Below are 13,388 nucleotides of genomic sequence, written 5' to 3' on the forward strand. Positions count from 1 at the left end.
GTATCTATACATGAAGGCAGTCACCTATCAAGGCATCAAGAATGTTGAAGTCAAAGAGGTTCCGGATCCCAGAATCGAAAAGCCGGATGATATGATCATCAAGGTTACAAGCACAGCGATCTGCGGGTCAGATCTCCATTTAATTCACGGATTTATTCCTAATATGCAGGAGGATTATGTGATCGGCCATGAGCCGATGGGCATTGTCGAAGAGGTCGGCCCTGAAGTGACAAAGGTGAAAAAAGGGGACCGCGTCATCATTCCTTTTAATATTGCCTGCGGGGAATGCATCTATTGCAAAAACCAGCTTGAGAGCCAATGCGATAATACGAATGATAACGGCGATATGGGTGCTTATTTCGGCTATTCCGGTAATACTGGCGGCTACCCTGGCGGACAGGCAGAATATTTGCGGGTGCCTTTCGCCAATTTCACCCACTTCAAAATTCCGGAAAGCTGCGAAGAGCCGGATGAAAAACTGAGTGTTATTGCCGATGCCATGTCTACCGGCTTCTGGAGCGTTGACAATGCAGGAGTAAAAAGCGGGGATACCGTTATCGTACTTGGATGCGGACCAGTCGGCCTGTTTGCCCAGAAGTTCGCCTGGATGAAGGGAGCCAAACGGGTCATTGCCGTTGACTATGTGGATTACCGCCTCCAGCATGCCAAACGCACGAATAAGGTTGAAATCATCAATTTTGAACAGTATGAAAATGTTGGGAGCCATCTTAAAGAAATCACGCATGGCGGGGCAGATGTAGTCATCGATGCGGTCGGCATGGACGGAAAGATGACTGACATGGAATTTCTGGCAAGCGGACTGAAACTTCAGGGCGGGGCCATGAGTGCCCTCATCATTGCCTCACAGGCAGTCCGCAAAGCCGGGACCATCCAGATCACAGGCGTCTACGGCGGCCGCTACAATGGCTTCCCGCTTGGGGATATCATGCAGCGCAACGTCAATATCCGCTCCGGGCAGGCCCCGATGATCCACCTAATGCCATATATGTATGAACTGGTGGCCACCGGAAAAATCGATCCGGGAGATGTGGTGAGCCATGTCCTCCCGCTCAGCGAAGCCAAGCATGGCTATGAAATCTTTGATACAAAAATGGATAACTGCATCAAAGTCGTATTAAAACCTTAAGGAGCTGGCAGAATGGACTATCTTTTACATGAAATCCTGGAAGTCCAGGAAATCGCAGCATTTAAAACGCTTTGCCTGACAAAATCAAAGACGATGAAAGCACTTGTCACTGACCCGCAGCTGAAACAAATCATGCAGAAAGACGTGGATGCCTCGACCATCCAGCTGCAGGAATTCAGTTCTGTTTTATCAAAAGTACAGCAATGAGGAGTTGATTATATGATTCAATTTATAGAAAAATTGACCGGCATGGACGCACTGACAGACCAGATGGTCGCCATGGACCTCTTAAATTCAGCAAAAAGCGGTGCAAGAAATCTCGCGATGGCTATAACGGAAGCAGGAACACCTGAAATCAAGGAGATGCTCACCCGCCATTTGGAGGCAACCTTGGATCTGCATGAGGAAATCTCCACCTATATGATGAAAAAAGGCTGGTACTATGCCTGGAATACAGAAGAACAAACGAATCTGAATCTGCAGAACATGGAGACCGCTTTGAAACTGCCTACTCTGTAAGAGACAAAGGATGGACTGCTTATATGCGGTCCATCTTTACTTGGATGAGGATAAGGCGGCTTCTGAATAGCCAATCTCTCTAAGGCTTTTGAGGCACTGTGTCTGCCGATTCACCACCTTAGAGTGACTTATATCTCACTTTTTGAAGCCTCTGTCTGCTCATTCACTACTCTTGAGTGACCCACAGCACCCTCCCCTAACTCCGGACCCTTCCCCAACAAAAAAAGCCGCCCGGCCCACCAGTCATCCTGATGTCCCGGGCAGCCCTTCGGCTTATAGCGTATTAATATGGATCAGCTTCGTGGCCTTTGTCCACGGCTTCTCTCGTTGCCTCGTTGGCAGACAATGAGCCTTGGCCGTATTTGGATTGTCCTGCTTCACGGCCGGGAACATTGTCTTCCATAGACATTTCGTTCAGCTCTTTCGTTCTTTTTTCAATGCCTTCCTTCACGCGGCGGCCGTAATCTTCATCCGCCTGTGTGAAGTGTTCGACCATAGCGTCCTGGATGCGCTTATTGCACGCAGCAAGCGCTTCGGACAGGTTCTTGATCAGCTCATCGCGCTCCCAATCCTCCAGGCTGCGATAGGTATGCCCTGCCTGTCCATAGTTGTTCGGGCGGTCGATCGGCGCGCTCATGGCTGCTGCATTATAAGTCGGCTGATGCGGTGCCGGGCTCGCTTCTCCCACTTCCTCAAAACCGCCGAGCATGGATGGCTCATAGTTGATATGCGGATTGTCCCCGGATTCCTTCGGATCGCGGACATCCATCTGGCCACGCTGCTGATTTGTGCGGACAGGCGCTTTCGGTGCATTGACCGGCACTTTCAGGTAGTTGGCGCCGACGCGGTAGCGCTGGGTATCAGAGTATGAGAAAGTGCGTCCCTGGAGCATTTTATCGTCGGAGAAGTCCATTCCATCGACCAGGACACCTGTTCCAAAGGCAGCCTGTTCAATCTCGGCATGGAAGTCAACCGGATTGCGGTCAAGGACCATGCGGCCAACCGGCAGCCATGGGAATTTGTCTTCCGGCCAAAGCTTCGTATCATCTAGAGGATCGAAGTCCAGCTCAGGGTGGTAGTCATCCTCCATGATCTGCACATACAGCTCCCATTCCGGATAGTCGCCGCGTTCAATAGCTTCATACAGATCCTGTGTAGCATGCCCCACGTTCTTCGCCTGGATCATATTCGCTTCTTCCTGTGTCAGGTTGCGGATGCCCTGCTTTGGCTCCCAATGGTACTTAACAAGCACCGCTTCACCTTTGTCATTGACCCATTTGTACGTATTAACGCCAGAGCCCTGCATATGGCGGTAAGTCGCAGGGATGCCCCATGGCGAGAACAGGAATGTGATCATATGCGTGGCTTCAGGCGTGCGGGAAACGAAATCAAACATCCGCTCAGGGTTAGGCACATTTGAAGCAGGATCAGCTTTGAAAGCATGGATCATATCAGGGAACTTCATCGCGTCGCGGATAAAGAAAATCTTAAGGTTGTTCCCGACCAGATCCCAGTTTCCATCCTCAGTGTACATTTTTACTGCAAAACCGCGCGGATCACGCGCTGTTTCAGGAGAGTCCTTCGCCCCTGCCACTGTGGAGAAGCGGACCATCAGCGGGGTCTTCTTCCCTGCACCTGAAAATACTTTCGCGCGGGTATATTTTTCGACTGGCTCATCGCCAACTTTTCCGTATGTCTCAAAATAGCCGAATGCCCCTGACCCGCGTGCATGGACGACGCGCTCAGGCACTTCCTCACGGTCAAAGTGGGAGATTTTTTCAATAAAGTGGTAATTCTCAAGTGTAGCGGGTCCGCGGTTGCCGATCGTCCGTATATTCTGGTTATCTCTTACAGGATGGCCTTGGCGGGTCGTCAGCTTCTCGCGCTTCACATCATCGCCCTTTTGCATATTCTTATCCTTATTCTGATCCAAACTGCATAACCTCCTCAAATTAATCACCTTTATCTTTTCTAGTTAAGGAAATTTTATACAACAATAAAGGATGATTTTGTAAAATGATTTTCTTGCTATGTAGGTCTTAAGATGATATTGACCGGGGAACTTAAAGGTAAAAACAGCTGTTACAACTAAATTTTTACCCGGCGGATACCCCATTTAAACTGTCTATTATAAAAAAATAATTATAATTAGAGAAATACTTTTCACTTTCAAAACTGCTGCAAAATGAGTATGATAATATAAAACCTCAAATCCCTATACGAAAGGTCGTATTTATAAATGGCAGAAACAGTACGTTCAATTCCCCGTCCCCTCGTCAGGACCAACCAATGGTTCATTGTCATCAGTGTTGTTGCCAGCTGGCTGACCGGGCAGGAGTGGATTTTAGCGATCCCGCTTATTGCCGGTCTGATGGGCCTCCTGTTCGGATTCAACCCCATCATGCGGGCCGCCAGAACATTCCTGAAGAAAGAACCGTCTGCCTATCTCCCTGAGGAATGGGACCAGCAGCAGTTCAACCAGGTTATTGCAGTTGTGTGCCTTGCCGGAGGACTGGTGTCCTATTCATTAGGATTCACAGTCCTGGGCCATATCTTCACCATCATGGTTGCTCTCGCTGCATTCGTTGCCATCCTCGGCTTCTGCATCGGGTGCTTCATAAGATTCCAGCTGATCAGATTGCGTGCCAAGCGAAGAATGAGCCAGAATTAATAAAGCGAGGGAACCTCAGATCAGAGGTTCCCTCGTCTATTTTTCTTTAAAAAAACAGAAAATGATCATTTTCCCTATTATACAAGCCCTCTCCATATCAATCAGTATTCATAGAATATAGAGGAAAGGGGGTTTAATAATGGCACAAAAGACATTTAATAATCGCAGCGCAGCCACCCTGCAAATTGCTCTCCTCGTCCGGCAAGGCGAAAACCCGGCCAACTTTGATGGAGATGTTTATTTTACACTGGCGCCCGGACAAACAAGAACGATTACCTATGGAAATGCACAGAACGTGTTCCTCAACGGAATTGTGCTGAGTACAAACTTTAATGGCGATATTTATAATAAAACGCAGATAGTCACCGAAAGGGGAAGCCAGCTCGATAATCTATTAAATACAAATAGCATTATTGATATTCTCCCCATCTCAACTGACTATGTCATTTTCGGCCGCAATGCTTAGTTAAGCAAACCGTTTAAGGTGAACCGCCCAGTTTTGAGAGGGCCGTTCACCTTAACTTTTGATAATCTATAATGTTCATCGAAGCCTTTTCCATCCGAAGATCCCCAGCGCTATTGCACGCAAAGAAAGCAATGATAAGGACTCTCTCAGGATCATAAAGAAAAAGCCCGGATATGGTACAATATTACTTTCCAAAAGAAAAAGCCGCCTGAACAGCAGCCTGAATTCTTCCTCCTCTATTCACTTCACCTTCGCCACTCCAAGTGCATAATGGCCAAACAGTATATTTTCAACCAGCTCACCTTCAGCGTCCTCGCATTCTACAATGAGGATGACCTCAGAATGGACTCCTTTCAGCTGCCTTCTTTTCTTTTTTACGATTGCTTCTGTAAAAAGGCGGATACCAACACCAATCAAGAAACCGGCAGCTGCGGTAATCAGCCCCCAGTAGATCGGACCCCATGCTAACTTAAATCCGATGCTAGCCCCGACAACAGAGAAGGCAGTCGCTAGCGCTGCCCCGATGTCAATAAGGGAAGTTCCATCAGAACGGTTCAGGCCATCGAACAGCTTATGCTTCTCCTGGCGATTATCCAAAGGGACGATATAGATTTTTTCACGCTTAATTCCCTTCTTCTCCAGAGTAGAAACCGCCATTTCGAGTGAACTGCTATGTTCAAATGTTGAAAACAGCTGCATTAGTCATTTCACCTTCTGACCTTTTAGAATCCGAAAAGAGGATGATTGGTAGTTTTTCCTGAAATATGCCCGCTGTTCTTTGTTAAATAACTTATTGTTCTCTACGGTGTTGATATAAGAGTCATATAATGAAAAGCCGTATAAGGACGGGAAAAATAACAGCCACTCCGCATGTATGACAGCCGTCGATTTCTCAATATCCCCCATAAATAAGTACGAAAGAGCTTCAAGGCCATGGGAGTAGTAAAAAAAGACGACTGCCCAGATGATAGTGAAAAAAGCAGACACAATCCGATGTATGTATAACTGGCCCAAGCCCGGCACAAAAAACGACCACATAACCGCCATTACGGGATTTCGCTTATCTAGATAGTTTATCTCCAAAGCTCCCATGCTGAAGGAATTGAACTGATGCTCCTCCCTTTCTGCGAGAACATGGATCTGATTTAAATCGACCGTCGTCCGGTAGCTGTCCCAGATGGCAAAGATATAGACCGGGATATATATCAGCAGCCACCTTACTTCCAAAATTTCTTTTGCCCTTTCAATTTCTCCTTGAAAAGAATAAACCATTGCTAAATTGAGCTTCGATTTAATATTTACGACTACTTCCCAAATGAATAGCACAAATCCCCGAAGATATTTTGATAAAAGAAGATGGCCAAAACCCGGAAAGGCAGCGCTCCACCAGGCAATGATATAGGGGTTCCGCAGATGGATCTGTGTAGTTCCCAAAATGCTCACATGCGCTCTGTACCTTCGGGCTGTATTGTCATTCGTATAGTTATTCATAGCCTTCCACCTTAACTGTATCTATTGTATTATCCTTCCTCCCATTCCTTCTTTTATCCAGACCGCTCTGTAAAAATAAAAAGGGCACCGATCCTTTCAGATCAGCGCCCATGCGAAATTTTGCTATTTTCCCCTATCCGCCCTCACGAAACGAGAATCAATGCCCGGTTGTTAGGTGTTATCTGTAAATGGTTCTGAGGTTACAATACTGGGTATGAGCTGTGAATGAGGAGTTGAACCTCAGGGCCACCCCGAACCCCGACCATTAAGTGCAGCTTGACCCTGCTGCAGGGTTTGGCATTCGCCTTCCCGTACGCTACCAACTTCCATAGCAATAATCAGCGTTCCATCAATTCTGTTTTCCAGTTCAATTCCTGAATCTTTACATCCAGGGTCCTGTATCTCTGGGATAATTCATCCACAAACTTTTGGGTTTCTTTCACATCAATCATTGAAACATATTTGATTTCCGACCGTGAATAGCGGTCATGCCGGATGGTTGCCTGCCCCAGCAGGTCGCTGTAAATCGTTCGTTCCTGCCCGATCAGATCCCTGCTTGTGAGTGCGTCAGCGAGCGACTGCGACTGATCATAAGGGGTATGGATATTGGTGCGGTTAATGTTTTGAATCAGGCTTTTTAGTTTTACCAGGATCTCTGTCAATTCTTCCATTAACACCTGAGGCTCCTCATTCGGAAGATCCCCCTCCTGGACTCTCGCATTCTGGCTCAGCCGGTTCCTTAATTGCTCGACCCTCTTCTGGTAATCCGAACGCAAAATCAAGGCCTCTGCTAATTTCATAAATGACCCTCCCATTGTTTATACTATTATAGTTTCGATTCTTTGCGGCAAATTCCTGCCGGGTAAAACAGTTTGCTGGCTTGTACTGCTTCCAGAGCCTTATGATGATCTTGCAGACAGCCTGCTGAAACATTCTTCGAAGGGGTATACAGTAACTGTGGATATCATTCTTATTCAGCAAAGGTTTTCAATCATCTTATTGTGGATATGGCTCGATTATGGGCCAATCCCGGAAATCCTGCTGTGGATATCTTGATTATCAACAATCATAGTGGGGATATCGCCAGTTTTATGTGGATAGCGGGTATCATCAATCGAATGAGAAGAGGTGCAAGAATGAAACTTACAGGAAATACAATACTTATTACAGGCGGTGCTGCAGGAATCGGGCTGGCTTTTACTGAGAGATTTATTAATGCCGGCAATACTGTCATTGTCTGCGGCCGGCGGGAAAGTGTCCTGCAGGAAGCTAAGGAGAAATTCCCTGGACTGATTATAAGAGTTTGTGATTTGGCTGTGGAATCAGAGCGATCGGCCTTGTTTGACTGGGTGGAGGAAAATCATCCTGAGGTAAATGTACTGGTGAACAATGCCGGGATTCAGCAGCGCTTTAATGTGCTGACAGCAGATGCGAAGAAGGACTGGGGCTATTTTAACAAAGAAATCACTACAAATATTGAGGCGCCTTTCCACCTTTCAATGCTGTTCGCTCCATTCCTGGCAAAGAAAACGGAAGCGGCCATCATCAACGTGACTTCCGGGCTGGCGTTTACGCCGCTCGTCATTGCGCCAATCTATTCCGCTACGAAAGCAGCGTTCCATTCCTTTACCGTCAGCCTGCGCCACCAGCTTTCCGGAACACCAGTGGAAGTGATTGAAATCGCTCCTCCTGCAGTCAACACGGACTTAGGCGGTGCCGGACTCCATACCCAGGGCGAACCTTTGAATGAATTCGCAGATGGAATTTTTAAAGGACTGGCAGAGGGCAAAGAAGAAATCGGCTATGGCTCTTCTGTCGAACGTCTGCGTATGTCCCGGGATGAACTGGATGCACATACTGCGAAGATGTACCAGGCTATGAAACACACTATCGAATAGGTCTTTTCCCGCTTAATATCTCAATGGAGGGCTCAGTGCCGGGCCCTCTTCACTTTTCTTGCATCAATGGCAGGAAAAACTGCATAAAAAAACTGCTATTTTCTAGCAGTAATTGTTAACGCCCTGCGGAGTAAAAGTATGTCCTGGTGAATGCTTTTCCTTACTTGGTCATCGCTGCATAGCATAAGTTCATCTCTTAAACGTCCAAGCTCTCTGCTGATTAGTAAGTGTTCCGCCTTACTAAGCATAGTGAATCGCTCCTTTTTACATAGGAAGGACACTATGTCTGTACAAGGTTAACACTATTTGTTTCCCTTTACAATAACAGGGATACCCCATAAAATTACAGTCTATTGATTTATAGCTGAAAAGCTTCAAGCAGCTCTTCCAGCTCTTTTTCTGAAACTACTCTTATGCCATTCCTTTTCAGCAGGGCAGATGTCACCCCTTCCCCTGCCACTTTCCCTCCTGTAAATCCTCCGTTGTAAATGACACTGCTGCCGCATGAAGGGCTGAATTCTTTTAACACGACTGTACTTACCTGCAGCTCTTCCGCTTTTTTAAGGGCCGCATAGGCGCCATTTATGTATAATTCAGTTACATCCCTGCCTGATTTTTCGATGACCCTTGCCGTGCCGTCCAGGACATCGCCTCCATCGCCGCCTGTAATTTCTGCAGGCTCCCGTGGCACGGGAAATCCCCCAAGCAGTTCGGGGCAGACGGATACGGCTTTCTTCTGATCAATCAATTGCCGGATCTTCTCATGCAGGCAATGAGTGCCGTTGTATCTTACTTCCAGCCCCGCCAGGCACGAACTGACTAATAACAAAACAACCAACTCCATTATTTATTTTTAAAAAAGTATGAATGAAGGATTAAAGCCACAATGGCTTCTGGGCTGCTGTCTTCATGGGGAGCAATCACAAAGACGCTGCTTAAAAGATGATGCCGCTTCAAAGTTCCGCACTGTTCTCCTTCCCGCGTCAGCGAGATTGCGGACGCTATCGTTGCTGCAGAGGAAAGATAGGTGTCATCATTGATCGTATACTGGATGGCTTCTTTTAAGGATGCCGTATTTTTCATATTAATGAGTGTACGGGCTTCGCCAATCCTTTCCCCATTTTTAAAGATGCTCCAATGTTCCTGGCTGGTCAGCCATTTCTTGCGGTGCCACCGCACATCATAGAGATCCTGGCCAATCTGGATCTCGAGGCATAGATACCAGTTAAATCCAATAATATCGCCAAAGGCATATTGCCATTTGTGCGGAAAATAGCGCCTCACATAACCCCGCAGCTGATCTCCTTTAAAAAGCGGCTTCCGGATGAGGAGCGTTTTTTGGATATTATAGTAGGACCACCCTTGAATATTTTTAGGCTGATAAGTCCGTTCTTTCTCCGCAAGCTTCCTGCTGATGATATAAACAGCAAGAGCTGCTGCAGGAAGCAGAAAAATGAGTGCAAACTGCATCGGTTCAAAGGCGCCGTAAACCAGCCAGCGGGCAAGCACTGCAAGCAGCATTAATACAAAAAGCAGGAGCATTTCTATCATCTGATCACCTCAATACTAGTACGGACAGCCCTTATAAAGGTTCCTATTTATCTGCTGGGTTTATAAGTCCATAACACACGAGGCTCTCATACCGGCCTTCCTTCCGTACATGGTCAGCGAGGATTCCTTCTTCCTTCATGCCGAGCTTCTCCATGACCCGCCCTGAGGCCGGGTTGGACTGGAAATAGCGGGCGAACACTTTGTGGTACTTCTTTTCTTCAAATGCAAATCTGATGACTGCCTCTGCTGCCTCGGTGGCATAGCCTTTTCCCCAATATTCCTCACCTATCCAGTAAGCCAGCTCGCCATGGCGGAAATTTTGGTTGTTGGATAGGGCAATCGCACCGTACAGCTCACCGGTTTCCCTATCCGTCACTGCCAGTTCATAGGATCGGTCACTGCTGAAATTATTAAGATGATTCTCCATCCAGGAAAGGGCGTCATTTACTACATAGGGATAGGGCAGGTACAAAGTACTTTTATAAAGATTATAGTTGTCGCAGAGCCTGGCGACTGTTTCTGCATCGGAAACCTGGAACAATCTAAGCAGCAGCCGGTCTGTGGATATGGTTTTATTGACATGGTCATAAATCATCTGCAAACCTCCGTATTTTTTGTAATAATATACTATATTTGTAAATATTAATATACACTGAATAAAGGCAAGTAATCTATTGAAATATTGATATAGAACCGGCTGTGAGATACATAGCCGCACTGAACATATCTTGGGGGGAACTATATGGTACTGCCGGGGCAGGAGAAAAGCAGACATTATGATTTAGATTGGATTAAGATATTAGCGATGCTGGCTGTATTTCTCTACCATTGTTCGATGTTCTTTAACTCATTTGAATGGCATGTAAAGAACAACGAAATCAATAGAACCTACATAGAACTGTTTTCCTTGGCTGTCGGCAATTGGATGATGCCTGTCTTTTTTGCCATTTCCGGAATCAGCACCTATCACGCTTTGAAAAAGCGCCACTCCGGAGCATTTTTGAAGGAAAGGGCGGCCCGCCTTGGCATTCCGCTGCTTTTGGGCATTTTTATCCTCTCACCTCCTCAAGTTTATATAGAGAGGCTGACCGGCAAACAGTTTGAAGGCTCTTTCTTTCAATTCTTCCCCCATTATTTTGATGGTCTTTATTTGGAAATCGGCGGAAGTGGAAACTTTGCCTTTTTCGGCCATCATCTGTGGTACCTATTGATGCTCCTGATTTTTTCAGCCCTAACTCTGCCTTTCTTCCTAAATGAGAGGCAGAGACAGCATATTCAAAATGGTTCCTTTGCCATTTCCCATTACTTGTTTTTGCCCCTGCCTTTAACAGTGGCAGCTCTATGGGCGAATGATATCTTAAATTTGGCTAGCTGGGGGATTTTGTTTTACTTGCTGCTGTACGCTTATGGCTATTATTTTTTTGCCCGGGAGTCATTCAGAAGTTTTGCACGAAATAGCGGCAAGCTTACAGGTACAATTAGTGCAGTCAGCTTAGCAGCCTATATTTTATGGGTATTCATGTCAGGCTTTCCCGCTTATGGGACTGCTGCCTTTTATATCTTCACTGTTATTCGCGTTCTTTTAGTATGGAATGTCCTGCTGTTCATTTTTTTCCTGGGGGATAGGCATTTGAATACTTCCACTCCAGCACTATCTTATGCGATTGAAGCGGCCATGCCTTTTTACATTCTTCATCAGCCTGTCATAATCATTTCAGGCTTCTGGATTGCTCATTTAGATTGGAGTATTCCTGTTAAGTTTGTTTTTCTTGCAATGGCTGCATTTGCAGTAATCATGATTTTTCATCATGCAGCAATACGCAGGTACAATGGACTGAGAGCAGTATTTGGCTTGAGAAAACAGCGCAAACGGGAAGTGCCTCAAGAAAGGAATATCGTTGTACAGCAATAATAGAAACAGCCGCGATAGCTGCGGCTGTTTCCTGTTGCGGCCATATAGAAGCTGACTAAATGAACTATTTGGAAGCCAGATTCTGCCTCTCCGCGGCTTCCGGCGGTTTTTCCATCCAGCCGTTCTCCATCATAATATCCGATGCTTCAGTGACAAAATGAGTGATATTCATTAAGGATCTTGAATATAAGAGGCCGATATCATGCCTGCCATTCACAGCCAATGAGTTGCCGAATGCTCTGATCTTCATGGAAAACATGTCCATCTTATGGAAAAGCATGAGTTTATCAGAAAATGGCGCAAAGGTAGAGTCTGTGACCAGGTCGTCCAGGAAGGTTGGCGAAGGCAAGTTTTCATCATGCAGCTTTTGCATATACCGCTCCAGGTTGCTATGTGTCATGCTTGCCCCTTTTTGAAACAGCTGCCGGATCTTCTCGCTTTTGGCTGTCTGGGCAAAGGCCATTATGAAGGCTTTGCTTGTGACATTGTTTTCAATATTGTCGTATAAATGGGCAATTTCCAGGGCGTGAAGCGGCCTGACCCGTCCAAGGAAGCCGTTTAGGAAATCCTTTTGGGCATAGTCCACTTTTTTGGGCACCGGGATGAATGGAGGCTTGATGATCAAGCCCTTTTTCATCAGAATCTCTTTGATCTGATCCATTAAATCCAATGTTGCTTGCGTGCAATACCTGAAAAATTCTACAATATCATTCCGGAAGACAATAGGATAGCCTACACTGTATATGCTTATTCCCGCTTTCGCTGCATATTTCAAGTAATGGACATAAAAATCATCGTGGAATAAACGGGGCGCTTCTAAATTGACATCATTTTCATTAAAGCCATCTGGTATAGGGAAATTAGCTTCTTTTAAGAGTCCCTCTGTTGCAGTCAGGAATTCCGTACATAATTTAGAGGCATTCTCCAATAAGGCTTTAATATCATGATCATCCACATGGTGCAAATAGTACGCCAGAATGCCCTTTGACATGCTGTTTCCCATATAGGTAGCCCAGAGTTTTCCCATCTCTGCTGATGTTAAAGGCTCCTTCGGGCTGGTTTTATTTGTTCCTGCTTTAATCGGCTTGATCGTATTCATGATCGATCTCCTTCATCCGCTTTATTGTATTAGTATCATCCTTCCGGCTGAAAGGTATTCTCTGTATATATGCATAGAAAAAGCCTGCTTCGAGTGTATCGAAGCAGGCTCATGTAATTGATCTTACATTTCCAGATCAGTAAAAGCGTAAGGCAATAGCTCTTTCAGAGGCAGTTCCAGTATATCTTTCTTTTCGTTCGTTAAGTAAACAGGCATATCCGGTGAGCAGAATTCTGCCAGCACCTGCCTGCAGATGCTGCAAGGCGGAAGGAAGTCAGCCGTGTTCCCGGAAACCGCGATTGCCTGGAAGTCTCCTTTTTTATAGCCATTTGCGATAGCAGTGAAAATGGCTGTCCTTTCAGCGCAATTCGTCGCCCCAAGGGAAACATTCTCTACGTTCACTCCGCTGATAACGGTTCCATCTTTCAGCAGCAAAGCTGCTCCTACAGGAAAATTGGAATACGGTGCATACGCAGCCTGTTTTACAGCGCGTGCACTTTCCATTAATTTTTCTTTATCCATCACAATCCATCCCCTCACATAAGAATGAACCTTTTACAGTCCCCTAACGCCAATTATTAGTTGGCAGGACTTCTTATATTATATTTCCGGGAAAAGTTTGTCAATACAGAAT

16 protein-coding genes are annotated in these 13,388 nt (G+C 46.0%); 7 read left to right on the top strand and 9 right to left on the bottom strand.

The window, feature by feature from the left end:
* Positions 1-10: 10 nt before the first annotated feature.
* The 3 genes from N288_RS22900 to N288_RS22910 are packed head-to-tail and all read left to right on the top strand — an operon-like array spanning position 11 to position 1,666.
* On the top strand, positions 11-1,147 hold the full coding sequence (locus tag N288_RS22900; protein ID WP_009794449.1) for a zinc-dependent alcohol dehydrogenase: 1,137 nt from the start codon (positions 11-13) through the stop codon (positions 1,145-1,147).
* Between the two features lie 12 nt (positions 1,148-1,159).
* Positions 1,160-1,354, top strand: a complete 195-nt coding sequence (locus tag N288_RS22905) for a hypothetical protein (protein ID WP_009794450.1) — start codon at positions 1,160-1,162, stop codon at positions 1,352-1,354.
* 12 nt (positions 1,355-1,366) lie between these two features.
* Entirely contained in the window at positions 1,367-1,666 is a 300-nt protein-coding gene (locus N288_RS22910) for a spore coat protein (protein WP_009794451.1), read from the top strand.
* A gap of 283 nt (positions 1,667-1,949) precedes the next feature.
* On the opposite strand, the gene N288_RS22915 is transcribed toward N288_RS22910, so the two are convergent.
* Entirely contained in the window at positions 1,950-3,575 is a 1,626-nt protein-coding gene (locus N288_RS22915) for a catalase (RefSeq protein ID WP_141195021.1), read from the bottom strand.
* 330 nt (positions 3,576-3,905) lie between these two features.
* Here N288_RS22915 and N288_RS22920 point away from each other — a divergent pair, with 330 nt between their 5' ends.
* Positions 3,906-4,337, top strand: coding sequence for a DUF4395 domain-containing protein (locus N288_RS22920; protein WP_009794453.1), 432 nt, complete (start codon positions 3,906-3,908; stop codon positions 4,335-4,337).
* Positions 4,338-4,476: 139 nt separating this feature from the next.
* Positions 4,477-4,803 carry a hypothetical protein gene (locus N288_RS22925; protein WP_009794454.1) on the top strand — a complete coding sequence of 109 codons (327 nt, stop codon included), beginning with the start codon at positions 4,477-4,479 and terminating at the stop codon, positions 4,801-4,803.
* A 240-nt stretch (positions 4,804-5,043) separates the two neighbouring features.
* Here N288_RS22925 and N288_RS22930 read toward each other — a convergent pair whose 3' ends face one another.
* From N288_RS22930 to N288_RS22940, 3 genes are all read right to left on the bottom strand, one after another.
* Positions 5,044-5,502, bottom strand: coding sequence for a hypothetical protein (locus N288_RS22930; RefSeq protein ID WP_009794455.1), 459 nt, complete (start codon positions 5,500-5,502; stop codon positions 5,044-5,046).
* Between the two features lie 3 nt (positions 5,503-5,505).
* Positions 5,506-6,294 carry a hypothetical protein gene (locus N288_RS22935; RefSeq protein ID WP_009794456.1) on the bottom strand — a complete coding sequence of 263 codons (789 nt, stop codon included), beginning with the start codon at positions 6,292-6,294 and terminating at the stop codon, positions 5,506-5,508.
* Positions 6,295-6,632: 338 nt separating this feature from the next.
* Entirely contained in the window at positions 6,633-7,094 is a 462-nt protein-coding gene (locus N288_RS22940; RefSeq protein ID WP_022544548.1) for a DIP1984 family protein, read from the bottom strand.
* Between the two features lie 336 nt (positions 7,095-7,430).
* On the opposite strand from N288_RS22940, the gene N288_RS22945 reads away from it, so the two are divergent.
* Positions 7,431-8,192 carry an SDR family oxidoreductase gene (locus N288_RS22945; RefSeq protein ID WP_009794459.1) on the top strand — a complete coding sequence of 254 codons (762 nt, stop codon included), beginning with the start codon at positions 7,431-7,433 and terminating at the stop codon, positions 8,190-8,192.
* Between the two features lie 358 nt (positions 8,193-8,550).
* Here the strand turns inward: N288_RS22945 and N288_RS22950 are convergent, their stop codons facing one another.
* From N288_RS22950 to N288_RS22960, 3 genes are read right to left on the bottom strand one after another with little or no spacing between them, the layout of a single operon-like run.
* Complete coding sequence (locus tag N288_RS22950) at positions 8,551-9,021, bottom strand: 2-thiouracil desulfurase family protein (RefSeq protein WP_035402843.1); 471 nt, start codon at positions 9,019-9,021, stop codon at positions 8,551-8,553.
* 14 nt (positions 9,022-9,035) lie between these two features.
* Positions 9,036-9,743, bottom strand: a complete 708-nt coding sequence (locus tag N288_RS22955; protein WP_009794461.1) for a hypothetical protein — start codon at positions 9,741-9,743, stop codon at positions 9,036-9,038.
* A gap of 43 nt (positions 9,744-9,786) precedes the next feature.
* Positions 9,787-10,338 (bottom strand): GNAT family N-acetyltransferase, encoded by a 552-nt coding sequence (locus N288_RS22960; protein ID WP_009794462.1) that lies wholly within the window; start codon positions 10,336-10,338, stop codon positions 9,787-9,789.
* Positions 10,339-10,485: 147 nt separating this feature from the next.
* On the opposite strand from N288_RS22960, the gene N288_RS22965 reads away from it, so the two are divergent.
* Positions 10,486-11,655: an acyltransferase family protein gene (locus N288_RS22965; RefSeq protein ID WP_009794463.1), complete on the top strand. Its 1,170-nt coding sequence runs from the start codon at positions 10,486-10,488 to the stop codon at positions 11,653-11,655.
* 64 nt (positions 11,656-11,719) lie between these two features.
* Here N288_RS22965 and N288_RS22970 read toward each other — a convergent pair whose 3' ends face one another.
* Both N288_RS22970 and N288_RS22975 read right to left on the bottom strand, forming a co-directional pair.
* Entirely contained in the window at positions 11,720-12,754 is a 1,035-nt protein-coding gene (locus N288_RS22970; RefSeq protein ID WP_009794464.1) for a DUF3231 family protein, read from the bottom strand.
* Positions 12,755-12,877: 123 nt separating this feature from the next.
* On the bottom strand, positions 12,878-13,276 hold the full coding sequence (locus N288_RS22975; RefSeq protein ID WP_009794465.1) for a cytidine deaminase: 399 nt from the start codon (positions 13,274-13,276) through the stop codon (positions 12,878-12,880).
* Positions 13,277-13,388 lie beyond the last annotated feature (112 nt).

This window comes from Bacillus infantis NRRL B-14911, from assembly GCF_000473245.1.
Classification (GTDB): Bacteria; Bacillota; Bacilli; order Bacillales; family Cytobacillaceae; genus Bacillus_AB; species Bacillus_AB infantis.